At 63.6% G+C, this 24,919-nt stretch carries 20 protein-coding genes and 1 tRNA gene; 12 read left to right on the top strand and 9 right to left on the bottom strand.

The annotated features are described in order from the left end of the window. Positions 1 to 42 precede the first annotated feature (42 nt). The gene (locus tag ACGYLX_RS05855; RefSeq protein WP_394447892.1) at positions 43 to 1,602 is read left to right on the top strand and encodes a divergent polysaccharide deacetylase family protein; all 1,560 of its coding nucleotides are present in this window, start codon (positions 43 to 45) and stop codon (positions 1,600 to 1,602) included. 24 nt (positions 1,603 to 1,626) lie between these two features. Here ACGYLX_RS05855 and ACGYLX_RS05850 read toward each other — a convergent pair whose 3' ends face one another. The 6 genes from ACGYLX_RS05850 to fabI are packed head-to-tail and all read right to left on the bottom strand — an operon-like array spanning position 1,627 to position 8,691. Next, the gene (locus tag ACGYLX_RS05850; RefSeq protein ID WP_394447890.1) at positions 1,627 to 2,667 is read right to left on the bottom strand and encodes a succinylglutamate desuccinylase/aspartoacylase family protein; all 1,041 of its coding nucleotides are present in this window, start codon (positions 2,665 to 2,667) and stop codon (positions 1,627 to 1,629) included. 2 nt (positions 2,668 to 2,669) lie between these two features. Next, positions 2,670 to 4,181, bottom strand: a complete 1,512-nt coding sequence (gene trpE, locus ACGYLX_RS05845) for an anthranilate synthase component I (protein WP_394447888.1) — start codon at positions 4,179 to 4,181, stop codon at positions 2,670 to 2,672. A gap of 12 nt (positions 4,182 to 4,193) precedes the next feature. Beyond that, positions 4,194 to 6,038, bottom strand: coding sequence for a peptidyl-prolyl cis-trans isomerase (locus tag ACGYLX_RS05840; protein ID WP_394447886.1), 1,845 nt, complete (start codon positions 6,036 to 6,038; stop codon positions 4,194 to 4,196). A 30-nt stretch (positions 6,039 to 6,068) separates the two neighbouring features. Next, on the bottom strand, positions 6,069 to 7,250 hold the full coding sequence (locus ACGYLX_RS05835) for an aminotransferase (RefSeq protein ID WP_394447884.1): 1,182 nt from the start codon (positions 7,248 to 7,250) through the stop codon (positions 6,069 to 6,071). A 46-nt stretch (positions 7,251 to 7,296) separates the two neighbouring features. Further along, positions 7,297 to 7,830, bottom strand: a complete 534-nt coding sequence (gene gpt / locus ACGYLX_RS05830) for a xanthine phosphoribosyltransferase (RefSeq protein WP_394447882.1) — start codon at positions 7,828 to 7,830, stop codon at positions 7,297 to 7,299. A 54-nt stretch (positions 7,831 to 7,884) separates the two neighbouring features. Further along, positions 7,885 to 8,691 carry an enoyl-ACP reductase FabI gene (fabI, locus tag ACGYLX_RS05825; protein WP_067261594.1) on the bottom strand — a complete coding sequence of 269 codons (807 nt, stop codon included), beginning with the start codon at positions 8,689 to 8,691 and terminating at the stop codon, positions 7,885 to 7,887. A gap of 248 nt (positions 8,692 to 8,939) precedes the next feature. On the opposite strand from fabI, the gene pdxH reads away from it, so the two are divergent. The 6 genes from pdxH (at position 8,940) to ACGYLX_RS05795 (ending at position 15,603) form a co-directional block, all read left to right on the top strand. Beyond that, on the top strand, positions 8,940 to 9,545 hold the full coding sequence (gene pdxH, locus ACGYLX_RS05820; protein ID WP_394447880.1) for a pyridoxamine 5'-phosphate oxidase: 606 nt from the start codon (positions 8,940 to 8,942) through the stop codon (positions 9,543 to 9,545). A gap of 19 nt (positions 9,546 to 9,564) precedes the next feature. Continuing rightward, on the top strand, positions 9,565 to 10,110 hold the full coding sequence (locus ACGYLX_RS05815) for a cold shock domain-containing protein (protein ID WP_394447878.1): 546 nt from the start codon (positions 9,565 to 9,567) through the stop codon (positions 10,108 to 10,110). Between the two features lie 23 nt (positions 10,111 to 10,133). Next, complete coding sequence (locus ACGYLX_RS05810; protein WP_271693828.1) at positions 10,134 to 10,592, top strand: DUF192 domain-containing protein; 459 nt, start codon at positions 10,134 to 10,136, stop codon at positions 10,590 to 10,592. 77 nt (positions 10,593 to 10,669) lie between these two features. Continuing rightward, positions 10,670 to 10,746, top strand: a tRNA-Pro gene (locus tag ACGYLX_RS05805). A 695-nt stretch (positions 10,747 to 11,441) separates the two neighbouring features. After that, entirely contained in the window at positions 11,442 to 15,086 is a 3,645-nt protein-coding gene (locus tag ACGYLX_RS05800; RefSeq protein WP_394447877.1) for a vitamin B12-dependent ribonucleotide reductase, read from the top strand. 178 nt (positions 15,087 to 15,264) lie between these two features. Continuing rightward, positions 15,265 to 15,603 (top strand): hypothetical protein, encoded by a 339-nt coding sequence (locus ACGYLX_RS05795; RefSeq protein WP_394447875.1) that lies wholly within the window; start codon positions 15,265 to 15,267, stop codon positions 15,601 to 15,603. Positions 15,604 to 15,609: 6 nt separating this feature from the next. On the opposite strand, the gene ACGYLX_RS05790 is transcribed toward ACGYLX_RS05795, so the two are convergent. Next, a complete protein-coding gene (locus ACGYLX_RS05790) occupies positions 15,610 to 16,320 on the bottom strand; it encodes an endonuclease/exonuclease/phosphatase family protein (RefSeq protein ID WP_394447873.1) in 711 nt (236 codons plus the stop codon). After that, entirely contained in the window at positions 16,317 to 17,687 is a 1,371-nt protein-coding gene (locus tag ACGYLX_RS05785) for a phospholipase D-like domain-containing protein (RefSeq protein WP_394447871.1), read from the bottom strand. The genes ACGYLX_RS05790 and ACGYLX_RS05785 overlap by 4 nt, the downstream gene beginning before the upstream one ends. A 450-nt stretch (positions 17,688 to 18,137) precedes the next feature. Here ACGYLX_RS05785 and ACGYLX_RS05780 point away from each other — a divergent pair, with 450 nt between their 5' ends. Further along, positions 18,138 to 18,737, top strand: a complete 600-nt coding sequence (locus ACGYLX_RS05780; protein ID WP_271687147.1) for an outer membrane protein — start codon at positions 18,138 to 18,140, stop codon at positions 18,735 to 18,737. Positions 18,738 to 18,804: 67 nt separating this feature from the next. Here ACGYLX_RS05780 and ACGYLX_RS05775 read toward each other — a convergent pair whose 3' ends face one another. Next, a complete protein-coding gene (locus ACGYLX_RS05775) occupies positions 18,805 to 19,986 on the bottom strand; it encodes a pyridoxal phosphate-dependent aminotransferase (protein ID WP_394447870.1) in 1,182 nt (393 codons plus the stop codon). Positions 19,987 to 20,258: 272 nt separating this feature from the next. Here ACGYLX_RS05775 and cysS point away from each other — a divergent pair, with 272 nt between their 5' ends. The 4 genes from cysS (at position 20,259) to ACGYLX_RS05755 (ending at position 24,919) form a co-directional block, all read left to right on the top strand. After that, a complete protein-coding gene (gene cysS, locus ACGYLX_RS05770; protein WP_394447868.1) occupies positions 20,259 to 21,629 on the top strand; it encodes a cysteine--tRNA ligase in 1,371 nt (456 codons plus the stop codon). Between the two features lie 196 nt (positions 21,630 to 21,825). After that, positions 21,826 to 23,442, top strand: coding sequence for a citramalate synthase (gene cimA, locus ACGYLX_RS05765; protein WP_394447866.1), 1,617 nt, complete (start codon positions 21,826 to 21,828; stop codon positions 23,440 to 23,442). Next, on the top strand, positions 23,439 to 24,158 hold the full coding sequence (locus tag ACGYLX_RS05760) for a class I SAM-dependent methyltransferase (RefSeq protein ID WP_394447864.1): 720 nt from the start codon (positions 23,439 to 23,441) through the stop codon (positions 24,156 to 24,158). The genes cimA and ACGYLX_RS05760 overlap by 4 nt, the downstream gene beginning before the upstream one ends. Then, on the top strand, positions 24,155 to 24,919 hold the full coding sequence (locus tag ACGYLX_RS05755; protein ID WP_394447862.1) for a squalene/phytoene synthase family protein: 765 nt from the start codon (positions 24,155 to 24,157) through the stop codon (positions 24,917 to 24,919). The genes ACGYLX_RS05760 and ACGYLX_RS05755 overlap by 4 nt, the downstream gene beginning before the upstream one ends.

The following is a 24,919-nucleotide window of genomic DNA, read 5'->3' as shown; positions in this document are numbered from 1 at the left end:
CCGGGCTTTCTGGCCATGGCGCAGACAGCAGGAGTAGCGCAGATGGCACGCGGAGTTCTGAGCGGGCTGGTTTGGGGCGGTGTGGCAAGCATCGGTGTGGCCGGTGCGGTGTCACTGATGATGCCTTTGCCGCTGCCGCCGCAGGTAGGCGATGCGCCCGGATCAGGCCCCGCGCCAGCGCGGATCAACGTGACGGATGCAGGCGAGCAGGGGCGCAGCCGCGATAGCGCGCCGGTGTTGAACGCCCCCGCGCCGCGCGCGGATGTGCCGCAGCAAGACAGCCTCGCCGCGCTTGACCCCGACACGCAGACCTCGGCCAGCCTGCCAGAGACCGGCGGTGCGGAGGGGCTCAGCACCCCCGCGGCCCCCGAGGGGCAGACGCCGATGTCGCCCGGCGCGGAAGAGCCGGTCATGCCCAATCCGCAGGCCACAGCGCCGGATGCGCCGCCTGCGGCGGATGAGCTTTCGATCAGCACCGAACCCGCGCAGCCGCCCGCGCCGGATGTGGCGGGTATCGAAGGGGCCTTTGACGCGCCACAGGGCATGGTCGCGCCGGAGGTCGAAGAGGAGGAGGCGATCACCCTGCCGGCGGAGGAGGTTGTGATCGAAGAGCCGGAGGTTGAAGCCGATGCGCTTGAAGACGCGCCTCGCGGTGAGGCGGAGGCCGCTGAAGCTGACCTGTCTTCCCCGATGCTTGAGCCGGATAAGATCGAGGAGGCGCGGCCCGCGCCGCTGGAAGAGACGGAGGTTGCCGAAGCCACTCCAGAGCCTGCTGAAACTGAAGCCGACAGCCGCCCGGCCATCGGTACACCAGCGACCAGCCTGACCGAGCGAGACACAGGCGTCGTGATCAACCGCCCCGGTGCAGAGGTGGTGGCAGAGCCCGCTGAAGCTGACGAAATCGTGAACGAAGACCCGCGCCCCGTGGTGGCCAACAGCCTCGCCGTGGACCTGCCCGAGGGCAAGCCGCTGATGAGCGTGGTGCTGATCGACGATGGCACCTCGGTCACCGCGGGCAGCGCCGGGTTGGCCGCATTGCGCAGCTTTCCCTATCCGCTGAGTTTCGCCGTCGATAGCACCCTGCCGGATGCCGCCGAGCGGGTGGAAACCTACCGCGAGGCTGGGTTCGAGGTCTTGGCCATGGTCGACCTGCCGCAGGGCGCGCAGCCCAGCGACGCCGAGACCACATTTGGCGCAACGCTCGACCAGATCGGCCCGGTGGTGGGGGTGTTGGAAGGCACCGAAAGCGGCTTTCAAGGCAGCCGTGCGCTGGCCGATCAGGTGACCGATATCCTCGCGCAATCCGGCCACGGGCTGGTCACGCAGGACAAGGGGCTCAACACCATGCCCAAGCTGGCCCGCAAGGCGGGTGTGCCTGCCGATCCGGTGTTTCGCGATTTTGACAGCAAGGACCAATCCGCGCGGGTGATCCGGCGTTTTCTGGATCAAGCGGCTTTCAAAGCGGGGCAGGAGGGTGCTGTGATCATGCTGGGCCGCCTGCGCCCTGATACCGTCTCCGCCCTGTTGCTCTGGGGGCTGCAAGACCGCGCGAGCGATGTGGCCTTGGTCCCGATCTCGGCGGTGCTGCTGCGCGAGGAATGACCCGGCGCGGCGCGCGCCTTGGCGCTAGATGATCTCGTCTTCGTCGAAGAGCGGGTCTTCCTCCAACTGGCTGGCGAGTTCATCCACCGTCGCCTCCGCCGCGCGGGGGCTAAGTTTGGCAAGGTGAAAGACTGCATCGCCTTCGTTAACGATGGGCAGCATCGCCCGCCCGATGAGGATGCAGGGCGCATCGGCGAGAAGCTCGGCCTCCTCCTTGCCGAAAGGGTCTGAGACGATGGCCAGAAGATCGCCCTCGGCGACGGTCTCGCCCTCGGCCCGGAAGGTGCGCAGCAGGCCGCCTGCGGGGGCGCGCAGCCAATGGGAAGCGGTGCAGATATAGGGCGCGCTGCGGGCGCGGGCGATGCCCTTGGCGGGCAGCATGTCTTGGCCGCGCATGACGCGCAGGATGCCCGCCAGACCGGCACGCACGGCCATCTCGTCAAAGCGCAGCCCTTCGCCCGCCTCGTAGAGCAGGATCGGCGTGCCCTGTTTCGCGGCGACCGCGCGCAGCGATCCGTCGCGCAGGGGGGAGGTCAGCACCACCGGCGCGCCGAAATCCAGCGCCATTTTCTGGGTCACCTTATCCGCCGGAGAGACGCGCACCTGCGGCAGGTTTGTGCGGTGGATCGCCGCCGAATGCAGGTCGATGCCGAAGTCGCAGCGCAGTACCACCTCTTGCAGAAAGATATGCGCCAACCGCGCGCCGAGGCTGCCGGTGGGCGAGCCGGGGAAACAGCGGTTCAGATCGCGTCGGTCTGGCAGGTAGCGCGAGCGGTTCAGGAAGCCGAAGGAGTTCACGACAGGCACTACAATGAGCGTGCCGCGCAGCGCCGAGAGTTGCGGCGCGCGCAGAAGGCGGCGCAGGATCTCCACGCCGATCACCTCATCCCCATGCACCGCTGCTGAGACGAACATCGTCGGACCGGGACGCTTGCCGTGGAAGATTTCAAGCGACAGATGCACCGGCGTGTGATCGGGCAGGATCGAGACGGGCAGATCGACGGCAAGGCTGCTCCCGGGGGCGACGGAATGCCCCGCGATCTGGAAGGGCGCGCGCGGGGCCATGATCAGCCGTTGCCTTTGCCACCAAAGCGCGACGCATCCGCAGCCGCGCGGCGGATTGCGCCGGATTTATGCACCGTCTCCATGAATTCGGCCTCGGGGTCGCTGTCATAGACCACGCCGCCGCCCGCTTGGATATAGAGCGTCTCGTCCTTCACCACGGCGGTGCGCAGGGCGATGCACATGTCCATGTCGCCGCCCGCGCTGAAGTAGCCCACGCCGCCGCCATAAACGCCGCGCTTCTCGGGCTCCAACTCGTCAATGATCTCCATCGCGCGAACCTTTGGCGCGCCGGAAACGGTGCCGGCAGGCATGCCCGCAAAAAAGGCGTCGAGTGCGTCCTTACCCTCTTTCAATTCGCCCACCACGTTTGAGACGATGTGCATGACGTGGCTGTAGCGCTCGACGATGAACTCTTCCGTCGGGCGCACGCTACCGATCTTAGCAACCCGGCCCACGTCGTTGCGGCCCAGATCCAGCAGCATCAGGTGCTCGGCCAACTCCTTGGGGTCGCTGAGCAAATCGGCTTCCAGCGCGCGATCCTCCTCCGGCGTGGCGCCGCGTTTGCGGGTGCCTGCGATGGGGCGGATGGTCACTTCGTTGCCGAAGACCCGGACGAGGATCTCGGGGCTGGCGCCCACCACATGGAAGCCGCCGAAGTTGAAATAGAACATGAAGGGCGAGGGGTTGGTGCGCCGCAGGCTGCGGTAGAGCGCGAAGGGGGGCTGGGTGAAACCTTGGGCCCACCGCTGGCTTGGCACCACCTGAAAGATATCGCCCGCCTTGATATAGTCGCGCGCCTTTTCCACGGCAGATTTATAGCCGTCGCGGGTGAAATTGCTGACCGGCTCCGGCGCGTCTTCGGCCTCTCCCAAATCGCGGGAGGTCTGGGGCATGGCGCGTTCCAGATCGCGCACGGCGTCCATCACGCGCTCGGCCGCTTGAGCATAGGCCGCGCGGGCGGTTTGGCCGTCGGATACCCAAGCGGGGGAAACGATGGTCACCTCGCCCTTCACCCCGTCGAGCACCGCGACGACCGAAGGGCGCACCATCACCGCGTCGGGCAGGCCCAGAGGGTCGGGGTTCACATTGGGCAGATGTTCCACCAGCCGGATCATGTCATAGCCGAGGTAGCCAAAGAGCCCGGCGGCGGCTTGCGGCAGATCGTCGGGCAGGGTGATCCGCGATTCCGCGATCACGTCGCGCAGACGGTCCAGCGGGTCACCGGGCATATCCTCAAAGGCATCGGCATCATAGCGCGCCGCACGGTTGAGCGCAGAGGTCTCGCCCCGGCAGCGCCAGATCAGGTCGGGTTTCATGCCGATGATCGAATACCGCCCGCGCACATCGCCGCCGGTGACGGATTCCAGCACAAAGGCATTCTCTGCCGCGCCGGTGAGTTTCAGCATCAAGGACACAGGTGTGTCGAGATCGGCGGCAAGGCGGGTGTAGACGATTTGATTCTCGCCCGCCTCATAGGCGCGGGCGAAACTATCGAAATCCGGGGTCAGGGCCATCAAAATTGCCTATCAGGGAAAGTTCACATGCACGGCATTGACCGCGCGCTGGTCGATCTGGGGATCGGCGTCGCGCATAACGGCATTGCTGTAGATATCGAAAAGACCTTGGGCCAGCGCCTGATCCAACTGCTGCGACAGACGGTCCATCAGCGCTTGGGTCTGGTCGTCTTCGCCCACCGGTGTCACGGCATCGACGCGCAGAACCACGACGCTATCGCCTGCAGGCAGGACGGCCACGCCGCCTTCGTCGAGGTCAAAGACCTGATCCATGAAGTCGTCCGGCGTGCCGTCGACGTAGGAGCTGCGGGTCAGCCCTTCGCCAAGCTGCGGCGTGAGACCGGCGGCCTCAAAACCCCCTTCTTCGCCGAGCGTCTCGGTCAGGCTTTCGGCCTTTTCGGTCAGCGCCTCGACGATCTGAGCGTTGCGCCATGCTGTCTCAACCGCATCACGGGCCTCTTCGAAAGGTTCGGGGCGTTCGTCCTTGGTCTCATCAAGACGCATGGCAAAGATGCCGCCGTCTTCAAGCTGGTCGATCTGCGGGAAGTCATTGGCGCTCAGCCCCGCGGCGGCTTCGCGGAAGGCGCCATAGGCGGCGATGCCTTCGCTGCTGTCTTGGGTCCAGTCGATGGTGCCGAGGCGCATTTTGGTCTCTTCGGCCAGATCTTCGAGCGTGGCGCCCCCGGCAAGCTGGTCGTCAATCTCTTGCGCGCGGGCTTCGACGGCGCGGGTGGCGCGGGAGATGGCGAGGGTTTCTTCCAGCACCTCACGGGCCTCTTCGAAAGGCACATGCTGCGCGGGGAGGATGGCGTTCACGCGGAACAGGGCTGGCCCAAGCGAGCTGGGCAGCGGGCCTACAATATCACCGCTTTCGGCGGAGAATACCGCATCACCTGCGTCATCGAGATCCGATTTGGCGACATCGCCCAGATCAACGTCCGCCAGAGCAAGGCCGCGCTCTTCGACCAGTGCTTCAAAAGTGGTGCCGTCAACCTCAAGCGCTGCGGCAGCGCGATCTGCGGCGTCCTGATCTGCAAAGACCAGACGTTCGACCAAACGCCGCTCGGGCTGGTCGTATTCGTCGCTGCGGGCGTCATATTCGGCGCGCAGTTCTTCTTCGGGCACTTCGACTTCGTCCAGCAGGTCTTCGGGAGCGAGCCAAGCGTAGGTGATGCTTTTGCTGGCGGGCAGCATGAAGTCATCGGTGTTGGCGTCGTAATAGGCGCGCAATTCGTCTTCGGTGGCGGCGGGCAGGGGCGCGTCGAGGTCATCCTCGCTCAGCCGGGCCCAAGTGAAGCTGCGCTCTTCGGCAACATAGTCGACCAGCGTGCGGGCATAGGTGTCGGGCATGGAGACGCCGCCCAGAATGGCGCGTTGTAGCAGGCCACGCGCGGCTTCTTCGCGGATCGAGCGTTCGAACTCGGCCTCGCTCATCCCGCTTTGCTGAAGGGCAAAGCGATAGCCTTCGCGGTCAAAGTTGCCGTCGATCCCTTGGAAGGCCGAGATTGCCACGATCTCATCGCGCAGGGTGGCGTCACCGATGGAGATGCCCATCTGGTCGGCCTCATGGTCCAGCGCGCGGTTGCGCACGATCCGTTGCAGCACGGCGCGGTCCAGCCCCATTTCTTGGGCGCGGGCGAAGGGCAGGCTCTCCCCCGTTTGCGCTTCGATCGCGCGGATTTCCTGCTGCAACTGGCGGGCATATTGATCGACCGAGATCGACTTGTCGCCCACGGTGCCGATGCTGCGCAGATTGCCGCTGAGGTTGATCGCGCCAAAGCCGCCCAGACCCAAGATCAAAAGGGCCATCAAGGCCCAGACGGCGGTTTTCGAAAAGCTGAAGCCCTTTTTGGCCATGACACGGTCCCTCGTTAATTTCGGACCTGTCTATGCGTTGCGTGGCAGGGCTGCAAGCCTGTCGAAAAGCACCTTGAGACCGGCGGCGTCGAGGTTGGCAAAGGCGATGCGCAACTGGCTTTCGCCGCGGGCGTCGCCCTCGGGCTGGAACATCGTCCCGGGCAGGCAGAGCACGCCTGCGTCGCGCACCAGATCGCGCGCCAGATCAGCCGAAGAAACGCTGAAAGGGTGGCGCATATAGGCGAAGTAGCCACCCAGCCCCAGAAGCTCCCAGCCCAGCGGTTCAAGCCGGGGCATCAGGTCGGCAATGGCGGCGCGACGGGTGAGGATTTCCTCGCGTTCTTCGGCGAGCCATGCGCTGAGGTTCTGCATCCCCCAAAGCGCGCCGTGTTGGCCGATCTGCGCGGGGCAGATGGCGACGGTGTCGAGGAACTTCTCGACCTCGGCCAACCGTGCGCGGCTGGCGATCAGCGCGCCGACGCGGTGGCCGGTCAGGCGGTAGGCCTTGGAGAAGGAATAGAGATGAATGAGCGTGTCATGCCAATCGGGGTCGCGGAACAGCGCGTGTGGCGGGCCGGGGCGGCTGTGGAAGTCGCGGTAGGTCTCATCAAGGATCAGCGCAATGCCGTGGCGGCGAGCCAGTTCGAAGAATTCCTGCACGAGGGCGGCGGGATATTCCACGCCGCCGGGATTGTTCGGCGTGACCAGCGCGATGGCACGGGTGCGCGGGGTGATGGATGCCCCGGCCTTCTCGGGGTCGGGCAGCATGTCGACCTCGACGGGCAGTGGCACCGCGGTGACGCCGCTCATGTCGAGCCACATCTTGTGATTGAAGTACCAGGGCGTCGGGATGATGACCTCGTCGCCTTCACCGCAGAGCGTGGCGATGGCGGCGGCGAAAGCCTGGTTGCAGCCGGAGGTAATGCAGACCTGTTCGTCGGTCACCACGCCCGCGTATTTTTCGGCCGTCTGCCGCGCCAGTTCGGCGCGCAGCTCGGGCAGGCCCAGCACCGGCCCGTAGAGATGCGCCTCATCGTTGTGCAGCGTGACCTCGGCCATCGCACGGCGCAGCCCTTCGGGGGGCGGATCGACGGGGGCGGCTTGGCTCACGTTAATAAGCGGGCGGTCGGGCGGGAAGTCGACTCCGTCGAGCCAGCGCCGCGCCTCCATCACCGGGGGGAAGAACGTGGTGGCGGTGCGCGGAAGCGTCATGGGTGTATCCGGTCAGATAGGGGCAGGGCAGGTGGCGCGGGGCCGGTCAGTCCCTGCCGCGGTAGGGTTCGACATATTGCAGGGCCATGTCCCACGGGAAGAAGATCCATGTGTCCTGGCTGACGCCGGTGATGAAGGTATCGACCTGCGGCTCGCCCTCGGGCTTGGCATAGACGGTGGCGAAATGCGCCTGCGGGTAGAGTTCGCGTACCAGTTCGATGGTCTTGCCGCTGTCGACAAGGTCGTCGACGATCAGGATGCCGGTGCCATCGCCCATCATCTCGGCGTCCGGCGATTTCAGCACCTTCGCCTCGCGGCGCTGGTCAGCGGCCCCGCCGCCCGAGTGGTAGGACATGACCGAGATCGTGTCGACGGTGCGGATGTCGAGTTCGCGCGCGACGATCATCGCGGGCGCCATGCCGCCACGGGTGATCGCCACCACGGCACGCCAAGCGCCATCGTCGGGGCCCAGACCATCCAGCCGCCACGCCAGCGCGCGGCTGTCGCGGTGGATCTGATCCCAGGAGATGTGAAAGCCCTTTTCATGGGGCAGGCGCGAGGCGTCCTTGGATTTGGTCATGGTGGTCCTTTGCAGCAGCTGGCGCGGGCACCCGCGCGAATTAATTTGGGCGGCTTATTCCTTGGACATGTCCGGCGCGTCAACCGCCTTCATACCGACGACGTGATAGCCCGCGTCCACATGCAGGTTCTCGCCCGTGGTGCCGCTGCCCAGATCCGACAGCAGGAACAGCGCGGCCTTGCCCACGTCCTCGGTGGTGACGTTGCGGCGCAGGGGCGAGTTGTACTCGTTCCATTTCATGATGTAGCGGAAGTCGCCGATGCCGGAAGCCGCCAGCGTCTTGATCGGCCCCGCCGAGATCGCGTTGACGCGGATGCCGTCCTTGCCCAGATCTTCGGCGAGGTATTTTACGCTCGCCTCCAGCGCCGCTTTGGCCACCCCCATCACATTGTAATGCGGCATCACCTTCTCGGCGCCGTAGTAGGTGAGCGTCAGCGCGCTTGCCCCGGGCGACATCATCTTCTCGGCGCGCTGCATCACGGCGGTGAAGGAGTAGACCGAGATGTCCATCGACATGGCGAAATTGCCGCGGCTGGTGTCAACGTAGCGGCCCCGCAGCTCGCCCTTGTCGGAAAAGCCGATGGCGTGCACGATGAAATCCAACTCACCCCAGCGTTCTTTCAGGCTCTCGAAAAGCGCGTCGATAGACGCTTCATCGCCCACGTCGCAGGGCAGAACGATATCGCTGCCAAGCTGCTCGGCCAGCGGGCCGACGCGTTTCTTCAGCGCTTCGCCTTGGTAGGAAAAAGCAAGCTCCGCCCCCGCATCGGCCAGCGCCTTGGCCACGCCCCATGCGATGGATTTGTCATTCGCCAGCCCCATGATGAGCCCGCGCTTGCCCTGCATCAGTTCGTTTCCCATTCCGCCGCCTTGTCTATGTTTTTGTCTATGTTCCGTTGAGGTTGTCTTGGTCTAGGCGATTGCAGCGCTACCATCAAGACTGCACAGGCGCCTTCACCCCCGAGATTTGCCATAAGATCGGCGGCTAACTGTCGGAAATCGGGTGAGGTTGTCCTTTGAGTTGCCGATTGTTAACAAATGCCATACCGAAGAGATCGGACCCCGGCGTAGAACCGGTGACAGGCAAAGCACTCTGAAGGAGATGCCGAATGGAGACGCGGACTGGTATTTTTGCGGGGGATGATCCCTTTGCAATTGCGCAGCGTTGGCTTTCCGAAGCAGAGGCGACCGAGCCTAATGATCCCAATGCCATCGCGCTCAGCACGGTAGATTCGCAAGGTCTGCCCAACGCCCGCATGGTGCTGCTGAAAGAGATCGAGCCGGAGGCTTTTGTCTTTTACACCAATTACGAAAGCCAGAAGGCGCAGGAACTGGATGGCGCGGGCAAGGCGGCCTTTGTCATGCATTGGAAATCCCTGCGCCGCCAACTGCGGGTGCGCGGCTTGATCAGCCGAGAGGACGGGCCGCAGGCCGATGCCTATTACGCCTCGCGCTCGCTCAAAAGCCGTCTGGGGGCTTGGGCCTCGCGTCAATCGCAGCCGCTCTCGGGCCGCGGTGCGCTGATGGCCGAGGTGGCCAAGGTGACGGCGCAGAAGGGGGTGAACCCTGAGCGCCCCCCGTTCTGGGGCGGCTACCGGATCACCCCGCTGGAAATCGAATTCTGGGCCGATGGAGAGTTTCGCCTGCATGACCGTTTCCAATGGCGGCGCGCAGGTGTCGCGGCACCCTGGGCCGTGACCCGGCTCAACCCCTGATCTGACGGCGCGATACCCCATGAAAGATGTGTCTGAAACCCAAGCGGAACCAGCGGCGATAGATGACCCCCTTGAAGGCGTGGTCAAATGGTTTGATCCGGTCAAGGGTTTCGGCTTTGTCGTCGCGGATGCAGGCGGGGCAGACATCCTGCTGCACGTCAATGTCCTGCGCAATTACGGCCAAAGCTCTGTCGCGGATGGGGCGCGGGTGGCGGTGCGCGTCCAACAGACCGAGCGCGGCGCGCAGGCGATCGAATTGCTTTCCGTCGAGGCGCCCAGTGAATTGCCCGCCGCCGTGGTGGAATTCGCCGGTTTCGACCCCGAGCAACTGGCCACGGCCCAATTTGAGCCCGCCCGCGTGAAATGGTTCGACAAGGCCAAGGGATTCGGGTTTGCAAATGTCTTTGGCTGCGCGGAAGATGTGTTTTTGCATATCGACGTGCTGCGCCAATCCGGACTTTGTGATTTGCAACCGGGCGAAGCACTTGCCATGCGTGTGATTGTTGGCGATCGGGGCCATCTGGCGGCGGAGGTAAGCTCATGGGACGCGGTGATAGACGGCTAAAGGTTAGGCGACCGGCAAGGCATATGGCAGGGGCGGCACTGGCTGGCCTGCTGCTGACCGGCGCGGCGGTGGCCGAGGTTTGCCGTATTGATTCCGTGACGCTCCGCGGCGAGTGGGGCAAGGCCCGGTTCTCTGTCGAAGTGGCCGATGACACGGCGGAACGCGCTAAGGGGCTGATGCACCGCCGTTCACTGCCGCTGAGCGCGGGCATGCTCTTTATCTACGAAAGACCTCAGCCGCTGAATTTCTGGATGCGCAACACGCTGATCCCGCTGGACCTGCTGTTCATCGACGAAAGGGGCGTGGTGCAGAAGATCCACCACTCCGCCAAACCGCTTGACGAAACACCGATCCCGGGCGGCGACGATTTGCTGTCGGTGCTGGAGATTAACGGCGGCTTGTCAAAACGCCTCGGCATCACCGAAGGCAGCGAAATCCGCCATCCGGCCTTTGCCGGGAACGCTCCGGCTTGGCCCTGCTAAAGACTTCGCGGATTTTCCGATTTTAAGGTCAATCGGGGCTTTTCAATTGGCGGGCTTATGGCTAAAGAAGCCCCAGTCGGAGCGTGGCGCAGCCTGGTAGCGCACCTGTTTTGGGTACAGGGGGTCGGAGGTTCGAATCCTCTCGCTCCGACCACTTTCTTCCAACATCGCTGGTGTAGCGCTTCCCGCTTTGGTTGAGGCGCTCCCGTTGTCCTATCCTCATTCTGCACAAGATATAGTAGCTGCCGCCGCCGCATTGGCAGGTTTGCGCCTGTGCGCGCCCAGATCGTGATGATTCTGCCGCGGTTCTTGGCGCGGACGTGGGGCAGAGGACTTGGGCCGGGTGATCGCGGCACAGAGCCCACTTTCGGCGGCCCGTCGCCCGGGGGTGGGTCTTTGGCTGTGGATGAATTCAACCGATCTCTCAAACACCTCCGCTAACCCGGCCCCGGCAATGGATTATTTCAAAGGCGCCCACCAATCGGACTTGCGGGTATCTCTGGGGATATCCTGAGGCTGAATCACTGGGGTAGGGCGCGGGGCAAATCGGGGGGCTTCGGTCAACTACCCGCCCTGAAATTATTCTGAAAAAAAGCGTTGACCAAATAGTGCGATCTACGTCAGCTTGTGGGGGTCAAGTAAAGCGCCACAATATGTTGTGTTTAACGCAACGGGGCGCTTCGGCGGCGGGGACAGAGTATAGAGCCAGTGTTTCAATCGGTTTCGGGCCGCTTGCGTCAGCAGGTGGTGCGGGGAAGCTTTGTTCAAACTGCCAGCACATAGGGGTGAGACGGCCTGCCGTGGGCAGGTCGGCTCCAAATTTTGAGAGTTTGAAAAAGGGCAGCGACGATGAAGATTGAACGGAATTTCACCAAGGCCGGGCAGGATGCCTATGCGGATTTGGACTTTGTCACCACGGTGTCAGAGATCCGCAACCCTGACGGTTCGGTGGTGTTCAAGCTCGACAACGTCGAAGTGCCTAAATCCTGGAGCCAGGTCGCCAGCGACGTGATCGCGCAGAAGTATTTCCGCAAGGCGGGCGTGCCCAGCAAGACCCGCAAGGTCAAGGAAAAGGACGTGCCCGAGTTCCTGTGGCGCTCCGAGCCCGCCGAGGGTGCCGAGATGGGCGGTGAGACTTCCTCCAAGCAGGTCTTCGACCGTCTGGCGGGCGCTTGGGCCTATTGGGGCTGGAAGGGCGGCTATTTCTCGACCGAAGAGGACGCCCGCGCCTATTACGACGAGATGCGCCACATGCTGGCCAGCCAGCGCGCGGCCCCGAACAGCCCGCAGTGGTTCAACACCGGCCTGCACTGGGCCTATGGCATCGATGGACCGGCGCAGGGGCATTACTACGTCGACTACAAGACCGGCAAACTGACCCGGTCGAAATCTTCCTATGAGCACCCGCAGCCGCATGCCTGCTTCATCCAGTCCGTGGGCGACGATCTGGTGGGCGATGGCGGCATCATGGACCTTTGGGTCCGCGAGGCGCGTCTGTTCAAATACGGCTCGGGCACGGGCACTAACTTTTCATCGCTCCGCGGAGAGGGCGAGAAGCTGTCGGGCGGCGGCAAGTCGTCGGGTTTGATGGGGTTCCTCAAGATCGGGGACCGCGCCGCCGGCGCCATCAAATCCGGCGGCACCACCCGCCGGGCGGCCAAGATGGTGATCGTCGACGCCGACCACCCCGATATCGAGGATTTCATCAACTGGAAGGTGCTCGAAGAGCAGAAGGTGGCCTCCATCGTCGCCGGCTCCAAGATGCACGAGCAGAAGCTCAACCTTTTGTTCGACGCGATCAAGGCATGGGACGGGGCCGAGGCGGATGCCTATGACCCCGCCAAGAACGCGGCGCTGAAACAGGCGATCCGCGAGGCCAAGAAGGTCGCGATCCCCGAGACTTACGTTAAGCGCGTGCTGGACTACGCCAAACAGGGCCACACCGGCATTGAATTCCCGACCTACGACACCGATTGGGACTCCGAGGCCTATAACTCGGTCTCCGGTCAGAACTCCAATAACTCGATCCGCGTCACCAATGCCTTCCTCAAGGCCGTCGAAAAGGATGCCGACTGGGAGCTGATCAGTCGCACTGAGAACCGGGTGGTCAAGACCGTCCGGGCCCGTGACCTCTGGGATCAGGTGGGTCATGCCGCATGGGCCTGCGCCGATCCGGGCATCCAGTACCACGACACCGTGAACGACTGGCACACCTGCCCCGAAGACGGTGCGATCCGCGGCTCGAACCCCTGTTCGGAGTATATGTTCCTCGACGACACGGCCTGCAACTTGGCCTCAATGAACCTGCTGACCTTCCTCAAGGACGGTGTCTTTCAGGTCGAGGACTACATGCACGCCTCGCGCCTGTGGACCGTGACGCTGGAGATCAGCGTGATGATGGCGCAGTTCCCCTCCAAGGAAATCGCGCAGCGGTCTTATGACTTCCGCACGCTGGGTCTGGGCTATGCCAATATCGGCGGCTTACTGATGAACATGGGCTATTCCTATGACAGCGACGAGGGCCGCGCTTTGGGCGGTGCCCTGACCGCGATCATGACCGGCGTGGCCTATGCGACCTCTGCCGAGATGGCGGGCGAATTGGGCGCCTTCCCGGGCTATGCCAAGAACGCCGAGCACATGCTCCGCATCATCCGCAACCACCGCACCGCGGCCTATGGGAAGGCGGACGGCTACGAGAAGCTGTCGGTCAAACCGGTGCCGCTGGATCACGCCAACTGCCCGCAGGCGGGGCTGGTTGACATCGCTAAATCCTGCTGGGACGAAGCGCTGAAACTGGGCGAAGCCCACGGCTACCGCAACGCGCAGACCTCTGTCATCGCGCCCACCGGCACCATCGGTCTGGTGATGGACTGCGACACCACCGGCATTGAGCCCGACTTCGCGCTGGTGAAGTTCAAGAAGCTCGCCGGGGGTGGATACTTCAAGATCATCAACCAATCCGTCCCTGCCGCGCTGGAAAAACTCGGCTACGGGTCGGCCCAGATCGAAGAGATCGTCAGCTATGCCGTGGGCCACGGCACCATCGGCAATGCGCCTGCGATCAACCACACCACGCTGGCAGGGCACGGCTTTGGCGCCAATGAATTGGCCAAGATCGACGCCGCGCTGAAACAGGCTTTCGACATCCGCTTTGTGTTCAACCAATGGACGCTGGGCGAAGCCTTCTGCACGCAGGTGCTGGGCATTCCGACCGAAAAGCTGAACGACCCGACCTTCGATCTGCTCCGCTCCCTCGGTTTCAGCAAGGCCGATATCGAAGCGGCCAATGACCACGTCTGCGGGACCATGACGCTGGAGGGCGCGCCGCATCTGCGCGAGGAGCATTACGACATCTTCGACTGTGCCAACCCCTGCGGCAAGAAGGGCAAGCGTTACCTGTCGGTCAACAGCCACATCCACATGATGGCAGCGGCGCAGAGCTTCATCTCGGGGGCGATCTCTAAAACGATCAACATGCCAAATGACGCGACGATCGAGGATTGCCAGAAGGCTTATGAACTCAGCTGGTCGCTGGGGATCAAGGCCAACGCGCTCTACCGCGACGGTTCGAAACTGAGCCAACCGCTGGCCGCGGCCCTCGTGGAGGACGACGAGGACGTCGCCGAGACGCTGGAAAGCGGCAACACCCATGAGAAGGCCGCCGTGCTGGCTGAAAAGATCGTTGAGAAGGTGATCGTGAAAGAGATCATCAAATCGCATCGCGAGAAGATGCCGCAGCGCCGCAAGGGCTATACCCAGAAGGCCAACGTCGGCGGTCACAAGGTCTACCTGCGCACCGGCGAATATGAGGATGGCAAACTCGGCGAGATCTTCATCGACATGCACAAGGAAGGCGCGGGCTTCCGGGCGATGATGAATAACTTCGCCATCGCGGTCTCGGTCGGTCTGCAATACGGCGTGCCGCTGGAGGAATTCGTTGACGCCTTCACCTTTACCAAGTTCGAACCGGCGGGCATGGTGCAGGGCAACGACAGCATCAAGCAGGCGACCTCGATCCTCGACTATGTGTTCCGTGAATTGGCGGTGAGCTACCTCGACCGCACCGATCTGGCACATGTGAAGCCCGAGGGCGCGACCTTTGACGATCTGGGCCGGGGCGAGGAAGAGAACCTCTCTAACGTCAGCGAGTTGAGCGAAGGAGCCGCGAATAAGTCCTTGGAAGTGCTCAAGCAAATCAGCTCCACCGGCTATCTGCGCAACCGCCTTCCGCAAGAGTTGGTGGTGTTGCAAGGCGGGCAGGGCGTCGAGCCGAGCACCGCTTACGCGCCCCAAGTGAGCGGCGGCGACGTGGCGGTCGCGGTGCAACCCTCGGCCTCTGCCAGCACCGGGGCGGTCAGCCTTGATGCGCGGGCCAAAGCCAAGATGCAGGGCTATGAGGGCGAAGCCTGCGGTGAATGCGGCAACTACACATTGGTTCGCAACGGCACCTGTATGAAGTGCAACACCTGCGGTGGCACCTCTGGTTGTAGCTGATGAGATGTGCCCCGGAAGGGGCGCGCAGGGGCAGGGCCGCAAGGCCCGCCCCGACGAGGCTGCCGGGGCGCCTCAGGCATGATTGCGCGAAAGGGTTAATTTCCGCGCTGCCATCCAGATTGCGTTAACCAAAATTAAACCAGTCTCTCCCTATCAAGGTCGTGAAAGGGAGAATTTGATGGAACGTCTTATCATATCGGGATTTCTCGCCGGATCGCTGGCGGGCTGTGTGGAACCTCCGGCCTCACCGATGGAGGCCGCGGCGCGTAAAGCGGCGGCGGCGGAGTTGACGGCGAAACAATGTGCGGGTTTTGCGGGCGGCTATGAAAGCGTGCGCAAGCTGCGGCATGACGCGAACCAGAACATTGCCACCGCGCGGCGGCTTGGGGCGACGGATGCCACTATCGCCAAGGCGCGGGCGGATGTGCGCATGGCCTTTGATATGCAGGTCGCTTTCTCGACCCCGCAACAGGCCTGCAACATGATGGTGGGCGAATTGGCTTGGGCCACGGGGTGAGGACGTCTAGCGATGCGCCACGTCGAGCCAGATCGGCAGATGGTCCGAGGCGCGGCGGGTTTGGGCTGTCTCGATCACACCACCTTGGCGCACGGTAAGATGCTGGTCCAAGGCGATGCGATCTAGGAAGGCCACGGGCATCCGCGCGTGATAGCTCTTGCCCGGCGCATGAATGGTGAACCGTTTCGCCAGACGCCCGAGCCCCACCTTTTGCGACCATTCGTTCAAGTCGCCCGCGATCAGCGTGGGGCAGGCGGCGCAGGCGTCGAGATGGGCGATCATGGCGCTCAGTTGCTCCTTGCGCGACGGACGCAGCAGCCCCAGATGCGAGGCGATCACGCGCAATTGGCGCGCGCCGATATGTAGGTCGGCCACCATGGCGCCGCGCGGCTCCACCCCCGGCAGGGTCAGATGCGCGACCCGGTCGATCTTGGCCGAGGGGCGGACCAGAACGGCATTGCCATGCCAGCCGATGCTCACGTCGCTCGGCGTGGGCAGAGGGCGCAGGCCCGTCACCTCTTCAACCCGGTCGAGCGGCAGGGCCGAGGGGCGCGGCGCGCGGCGGCGGTCGGCCTCTTGCAGCACGACCACATCGGCATGCAGGCTGCGGATGATCTGCATGATCCGCTCAGGGTCGCGGCGCCGGTCGGTGCCCATGGCCTTGCGGATGTTATAGCTCACGATGCGCAGCGATTGCGGGGCGACGGCGGGGATCATAGGATGGGCGCTCCCAGACGAAACAGCCCTTCGGCCACCTTGCGGAACATCCCGCTTGGCGGTCTTTCCATGGCGCAATGCTCGGAGAGATGTTCGAACCAATCATGCAGCTTCGCGACCGAGCCCGCGTCATAGACGAAAAGCGTGACCTCGAAATTCAGCAACATGCTGCGCACATCGAAATTGGCCGTGCCCACCAGCCCCAGATCGTCGATGATCCCGGCTTTGGCGTGGATCATTCCGGGCTGGTAGTACAGCACATGGCCGCCCGCCTCATGCAGATCGCGCAGATAGGCGCCTCGTGCGAAATCGGCCATCCGTTGGTTTGAGCGTTCTGGGACCAGAACCCGTACATCCACACCCCGCCGGGCCGCAGTGGTCAAAGCCGAACCGAGGGCTTCGGTCGGGACAAAATAGGGGGTCACCAGCCAAATGCGCGCCTCGGCCAGATGAATCGCGCGGATCAGACCATCATGCAGCGGGTCTTCGGCGATATCGGGGCCGGAGGGCACGAGTTGCACCGTCGCCGTTCCGCCCGTATGGGCCGCGACCGAGGGGGCAGGGTCCAATGCCTCGCCGCTGGCCACACCCCAATCGGAGCGGAAGACATCGCCGAAGCTTTGCACAGCGCGGCCCTCAAGCAGGAAGGCGAGGTCGGTCCAGCCATCCTCTAACGCGGCGGGGCCGAGGTAATGCGCGCCGATGTTCATGCCGCCCGAAAATACCCGCGCATCATCCGCAATGATCATTTTGCGGTGATTGCGCAGGTTCAGGTGGCCCGAGCCGGGCAGTTGCAACAGCGGTGAATAAAAGCGCACGTCGCCGCCAGCTTCGCGCAGGCGGCGCAGGGCGGCGGCAGGGCCGCGCAGGGTGCCCAAACGGTCCATCAACAACCGGACCTTAACGCCCGCCTTGGCGCGTTCGGTCAGCGCGTCCACGAAAATGCGCCCGGTGTCGTCATTGGCAACGATATAAAACAGCACGTCGAGCCGCCTCTCGGCCCCTTGGATCAGCGCCATCACGGCCTCATGCGCCGCCGTTGGATCGCCCAGAAGACGTAGGTCTTGGCCATGCGCGGCGGCGGGCAGGCCGAAATACTGCATCGTCGCGTCGAGGGTATGGACGGGGCGCGGCGGCGGGCCGCCGGTGTCGCCTTTCAGGAAATGCACCGGTGAATAGCGCGAGGATTGTTTGCGAAAGCCAAGCCCCAGAAACAGCGGCACCGCGACCCATGGCAGCACGATGATGAACAGTAGCCACGCCGCAGTCGATTGCGGCGTGCGGCGTTGTTGCAAGATCACGATCGCCGCCAGCAGCGTCAGGATCACGATAATGACGACTTCCAGATGGGTGGTGATCCAAGACATGGGGTGGGGCCTGCTCCTTCTTGCTGACAATACAGGCAGATAACGCGTTCAGTGGTGACAGCAAGCCTCGGACGGGGGCTGGCGTGCAGGAATGGTGCGGGGCCGGGGGCGTTTTAGTGGTTTTCGATCGGGGAGCCTCTTTTGCGCAGTTGCCTCGGGGTCGTTTCTCTGCCGGAACTTTCGCTGCGGTGAGGGCAAACATGGCCGGGAATTCGTATTGCGGCATCAACCCTCTGATTTAACAAGGCAAAATGCATCTGCACATCGCCTAATTCGACACATGATACATAACTTAAGCGGCCCCTAGCCGAAGGTGTGTTGCAAATGTGCGACAATCAGCGCATCGCAATTCTGTGATGTGAAAAACCTGAAACCCAACCCTAAATGGGGCGTTGCGTGAGTGACCCTGCGGCGAGGATCGCGGGGTCACCTGTATTTAAGGAGCAGAACATGAAACGCACGACAACAATCGCCAGCATCGCCCTGATCGCATCCAGCGCCTTCGCGGGTGCCGCAGCAGCCGGTTCGCTGGAAGACACCACCGTTGAAGCACCGGTTTTCACACCGGCGCCGACACCCGTGGCCGTTGATGGCGACTGGACAGGCTTCTACACCGGTCTTCAGGTCGGCCAGACCGACGTCGATAGCGACAGCGGCAACCTTGACGGCGACGACACGTCCTACGGTTTCCACGCCGGTTACGACTATGACTTCGGCAAATTCGTTCTGGGTGGCGAACTTGACTACGACAAGACCGACATCGATCTGGGCAACGGCGCAGGCGATGTGGACTCCGTGGCACGCGCCAAGGTCAAGGCTGGCTACGACTTCGGCAAGACACTGGTTTACGCGACAGCAGGTGCGGCCCGTGCCGACACAAGCGTTGGCGATGAAACTGGTCCCTTCGCCGGTCTGGGCGTCACCTATAAAGTGACCGACCGCTACACCGTCGGTGGCGAAGTGCTGCAGCACAAATTCGATGACGTAGGCGGCACAGGCGAAGATCTGGACGCGACCACGATCTCCCTGCGCGGCTCCATGCGCTTCTGATCTGTCTTGGCGGGATGACCCGCTTTGATGAAGGGCCGGCTTCCGTAAGGAGGCCGGTCTTTTTTGTTTACGCGGCGCGGCTGGCGCGCCCTTCGGCAAAGCGGCAGAGGTCGCGCAGGGCCGCCTCGAACGCGCTGTCTTCGATCGTCATGGCCACGCGGACATGGCCCGCCGCCGCCGCGCCGAAACTCTCGCCCGGCATCACTGCAATATGCTGATCTTCCAGCAGGGCATCCGCAAATTCGCTGCCGCTGAGGCCCGTGGCGCGGATATCCAGCATCAGATACATCGCCCCTTGCGAGGGCACCGAACGCACCACGTTCTGAGTGCTCAAGACCCGCTGCGCCAGCGCGCGGCGGCGGGCGAAGGGGGCGCTGATTTCCTCTTCGAAAGCGGCACCTTGGGCAAGGGCATAGTCGCTCGCGTCCTGAATGAAGCCCGGCACGCCGTAGTTGGTATGGGTGGCAAGGTCGATCAGGTCGGCAATGATGTCTTTAGGCCCGATGATCCAGCCACAGCGGCTGCCTGTCATCGCGTGGGATTTCGACACGGAGCCGATGACCAGCGTCCGCTCCTCCATGCCGGGCAGGGCGCGGGGGCTAAGATGCGTGCCCTCCCAAATCTGCGTGTCATAGACCTCATCCGAGACGAGCCAAAGGTCGTGATCTTGGCAAACCTGTGCGATCTCTTCCAAGGTTTCGCGGCCATAGATCACGCCGGTCGGGTTGTTGGGCGTGTTGATCAACAGCGCTTTTGCGCCCTCGGCGGCTGCCGCCAGATCCGCCCTGCGGGGCAAGAACCCCTGATCGGCCCGCGCTTCGACCGACACGGCCCGTGCCCCGGCAGCACGCAGGGTGCCGGGGTAGGTGGCATAATAGGGGTCGATGTAAAGCGCCGCATCGCCGGGGTCGCAGACCGCCATGAACGCCGCGAAAAGCCCCGCTTGCCCGCCCGGGGTGACCACCACATTGTCCCGCGTCGTCGGCACGCCGGTCCGCTCTTCGGCGCGTTTTGCAATCCGGTCGCGCAGGGCATCGGTGCCCGGCACGGCGGCATAGCCGGTATGGCCGCCGAGGGCGCTGCGGTGCATCTCTTGCAGGATCGGGGCGGCGGTGCGGATGTCATGCTCGCCGATGGTAAGCTCGGTCACCGGCACCCCCGCCGCGATCATGGCGCGCGATTTGTGAAACACTTCCCAACCGTCTGACCCTCCGGCCAGAACCCCTTTGATGCGCGATGATCTATCCATGATGCCTCCGAAATTTTCCGCACAAGGGGGCAGAGCCTTGGGGCTTTGTCAATCCGCGCAGGCAAGGCGGAAGGCAGGGTTGCATAAAACTTAACCGGACAAGGGGCTTGGCGCAGGGCGGCGCGCTTGCTACAACCCGGTCATGAACACCGCAACGCTCATTATTTGCTGCATTACCCGCTGAGACATCCTCGCGGGCCGCTGTTCACGTCATTCCCATTCTGACAAAACTATGCCAAGCCCGCGTCACACCCGCGCAAGGACGCCTGCCCATGACCCGTGACCTGACGATCAAGCTGCACAACACCGCCACCCGCAAGAAAGAGGATTTCACCCCGATCGATGCGCAGAATGTGCGGATGTATGTCTGCGGCCCCACCGTCTATGACCGGGCGCATCTGGGCAACGCACGGCCTGTGATCGTGTTCGATGTGCTCTACCGCTTGCTGCGCCATGTCTATGGGCCGCAGCATGTGACTTACGTGCGCAATTTCACCGATGTGGACGACAAGATCAACGCCCGCGCCGCGACAAGCCGGCGCACCATTGGAGAGATCACCGCCGAGACGACGCAGTGGTATCTGGACGACATGGCCGCCGTGGGCGCCTTGGAGCCCGATCACATGCCGCGTGCCACGCAGTATATCCCCCAGATGGTCGCGATGATCCGCGGGCTGATGGATGAAGGCTATGCCTATGAGGCCGAGGGCCATGTGCTGTTCCGGGTGCGTAAATACGCCGAATATGGCGCGCTTTCGGGCCGGTCGGTCGACGATATGATTGCTGGTGCACGGGTCGAGGTGGCGCCTTATAAAGAAGACCCGATGGATTTCGTGCTGTGGAAGCCTTCGGACGAAGACACCCCCGGCTGGGATTCCCCTTGGGGTGAGGGGCGTCCGGGCTGGCATATCGAATGCTCCGCCATGGCGCATGACCTGTTGGGTGAGCGGTTCGACATCCACGGCGGCGGCATCGATCTGCAGTTCCCGCATCATGAGAATGAGATCGCCCAGTCGAAATGCGCGGGCCACGGGTTCGCCAACTACTGGCTGCACAATGAGATGTTGCAGGTCGAGGGCAAGAAGATGTCAAAGTCCCTGGGCAACTTCTTTACCGTCCGTGACTTGCTGGACCAAGGCGTGCCGGGGGAGGTCATCCGTTTCGTGATGCTCTCGACCCATTACCGCAAGCCGATGGACTGGACCGAGAAGAAGCGCGAGGAGGCCGAAAAGACCCTGCGCAAATGGTATCTTCAGGCGGCGGAGGCCGAGGCCGCGACGCCCGGGCCTGAACTGGTGGCGCTTTTGGCTGATGATCTCAACACCCATGCTGCTTTGACCGAATGCCACCGGCTGTCCAACGCGGGCGATACGGCAGGTTTGCGCGGGGCGCTGTCGCTTTTGGGGCTGCTGGATGATCTGATCCCCGAATGGGCCGCGGTTCAAGCGCTGGATCTGACCGATATCGAAGCCTTCCTCAGCGATGCCCGCGCCACTGCGATGGAGACCAAGGATTTCGCCGAGGTGGACCGGATCAAGAAAGCGCTGACTTCGGTCGGGATCGAGGTGCAGATGAGCAAGGATGGGGTAAAGCTGACGCCGCCGCCGGGCTTTGATCGGAGCCAGTTGGAGGGGTTGTTGTGACCATAGCCCCAACCGCCCCCCGGCGCGCATGCGCCATGCCCGACCTCCCCCCCGGGAGGGCATATCACAACATTCGCCACGCGCGCTGTGATCAGAAAGTGTCAAAGCGCCGGTTGTTCTATTCGGCACGGCCCTCCCGAGGTCGGGCATGGCGCCTGCGCACCTCTGCTGAGGTTCGTGGCAGGAGGGCTACCTCATGACCCGCGCGCGCCTTACCCTCTACGACACCACGCTCCGCGATGGGCAGCAGACCCAAGGCGTTCAATTCTCCACCGACGAAAAACGCCAGATTGCCGAAGCGCTCAACGCGCTCGGCGTGGATTACATCGAAGGCGGCTGGCCCGGGGCCAACCCGACCGACAGCGCCTTCTTCGACGCCGCGCCGCCGACGCAGGCAAAGCTCACTGCCTTTGGCATGACCAAACGCGCGGGCATGTCGGCTGAGAATGACGACGTGCTGGCCGCCGTGCTCAACGCGGGCACCAAATCCGTCTGCATCGTCGGCAAGACCCATGATTTCCATGTCAAAACCGCCCTTGGCATCACACTGGCGGAAAACACCGACAACATCGCCAAATCTGTCGCCCATCTGGTCGCCCAAGGGCGGGAGGCGCTCTTCGACGCCGAGCATTTCTTTGACGGCTACAAGGCAAATCCCGACTACGCGCTGGAAGCGATCCGCGTAGCCTATAACGCGGGCGCGCGTTGGATCGTGCTTTGCGACACCAATGGTGGCACGCTGCCCGATGAGATTGGCCGCATCACCCGCGCCGTGATCGCGGCGGGCATTCCGGGAGATCATCTGGGCATTCACACCCACGACGACACCGAAAACGCCGTGGCCTGCACGCTGGCTGCCGTCGACGCGGGCGCGCGACAGATCCAAGGCACGCTCAACGGGCTGGGGGAGCGTTGTGGCAACGCCAACCTCACCACCCTGATCCCGATCCTGCTGCTGAAAGAGCCCTATGCCAGCCGCTATGAGATCGGGGTAAGCCCTGAGGCGCTGCGCGGGCTCACGCGCACTAGCCGGATGCTGGATGAGATCCTCAACCGCGTGCCGATGAAACAGGCAGGCTTCGTCGGGTCTTCGGCCTTTGCACATAAGGCGGGGCTGCATGCCAGTGCCATCGCCAAAGACCCCAGCACCTATGAGCATATTGACCCCGCACTGGTCGGCAATACGCGCGTCATTCCGATGTCGAACCAAGCCGGGCAATCTAACCTACGCAAACGGCTGAGCGATGCGGGCCTCTCGGTCGCCAAGGGCGACCCGGCGCTTGGCCGGATCTTGGAGGTGGTCAAGGACCGCGAGGCGCAGGGCTATGCCTATGACACCGCGCAGGCGAGCTTTGAGTTGCTGGCCCGCGACGTGATGGGCCAACTGCCGCATCTGTTCGAGGTCGAGCGCTACCGCGTTACCGTCGAACGCCGCCGCAATGCCGAAGGCCGGATGGTCAGCCTTTCCGAAGCGGTCGTGGTGATCGATGTGGACGGGGAGAAACGGCTCTCGGTCTCGGAATCGCTGGACGAGGATGGCGCGGACCGTGGCCCGGTCAACGCGCTGTCCAAGGCACTGGCCAAGGACTTGGGCAAATACAGCAGCCTTCTGGATGACATGCGTCTGGTTGACTTCAAGGTGCGCATCACCCAAGGCGGCACCGAAGCCACCACCCGCGTCATCATCGACAGCGAAGACGGGCAGGGGCGGCGCTGGTCCACTGTGGGCGTCAGCGCCAACATACTCGACGCCTCATTCGAAGCGCTGCTTGATGCGATACGTTGGAAATTGATCCGGGACCGCGCCCAATGACAGATGATATGACCGCCTTTTTCACTCTCCATCGCGATCTGCCGCGCGAAGGGCCGGGGGAGCCTGCGGATGTGAGCTGGGCCGTGGATCAGGTCGATCTGCCCGCGCGGGCCGAGATTGCCGATGTGGCCTGTGGCCCCGGCAGCGACATCGGCGCCCTCCGCGCGGCGATCCCGCAGGGCCATGTTACAGCCCTCGATAAAACCGCGCATTTCGTCGACACCGCGCGGGGGCGTTTTGTGGCGGATGGCAATGTCACCCTGCTGCGCGCCGATATGGCCGCCATCGCCAATGAATATGATCTCATTTGGTGCGCCGGTGCGGTCTACTTTCTTGGTGTGACCGAGGCGCTGAGTCGTTGGCGCAAATCGCTGCGCGCGGGCGGGGTGGTGGCCTTCTCCGAGCCCTGCTGGCTGACGGATAGCCCGTCGGAAGAGGCCCGCGCGCAATGGGCCGACTACCCCGCGATGAGCGACGCGGACGGCATTGCCGAGCGGGTCCGCGAGGCGGGCTATGAGGTCGTGGCGACCCGTGTCCTGTCGGATGAGGCTTGGGAGAATTACTACACCCCCCTGGAGGCGCGGATTGAAAAGCTGCGCCCGGGTGCGGATGATGATTTGGCCCAAGTGCTCGATGCCGCCGAGGCGGAGATCGCCTGTTGGCGCGCGCATCGGGATGAGTTTGGCTATCTTCTGACGGTGGCGCGCCCCACATGACCTTCGACGCTGACCTGAACGCCTGCGCCGCCATGGTAGAGCGCGCCGACCCTTGGCGCTTTCGCGCCGCCATGGCCGCCCCCGTCGAGACGCGCAAGCTGCTCTTCCCACTCTATGCCTTTAACGTCGAGGTGGCCCGCGCCCCATGGGTCACCCAAGAGACGATGATCGCCGAGATGCGCCTGCAATGGTGGCGCGACGCGCTGGAAGAGATCGCCAAGGGCGGCCCTGTCAGGCGGCATGAGGTGACCACGCCGCTTGCCCGTGCGATTGCGCCAGAGGATGCCGAACTGCTCGATGAACTCGTCGCCGCTCGGCGGTGGGACATCTACAAAGACACTTTTGAGGACGCCGCGCATTTCGAGCGCTACATCGACCAGACCGCAGGCCATCTGATGTGGGTCGCCGCCCGCCGCCTCGGGGCGACGGATGAAGCAGTGGTGCGGGATGCGGCCTATGCCACTGGGATCGCCGCATGGCTCTGCGCCATTCCGAACTTGGAAGAGGCAGGCCGCGTGCCGCTGTTGGACGGCACGGCAGAAGGAGTCTCGGCCCTTGCCAAGGGGGCGCTCGACCGGCTGAAATCGGCGCGTGCCAATCGAGGCAGGATCCCCAAAGCCGCGCGCGCGGCGCTGCTGCCTGCCGCCCATGCGGGTCCGGTGTTGCGGGCCGCGGTGGATGCGCCGGAAAAGGTCTCCCAAGCTGCGCTGCCTGACCCGCGCCGCCATTTCGCGCTGCGGGCCATGGCGTCGCGCTGGTAG

It is taken from the genome of Sulfitobacter sp. 1A13496, from assembly GCF_043557225.1.
GTDB classification, from domain to species: Bacteria; Pseudomonadota; Alphaproteobacteria; order Rhodobacterales; family Rhodobacteraceae; genus Sulfitobacter; species Sulfitobacter faviae.
The sequence above is the reverse complement of the archived record's forward strand: the minus strand, read 5'-3'. Positions and strand labels throughout refer to the sequence as shown.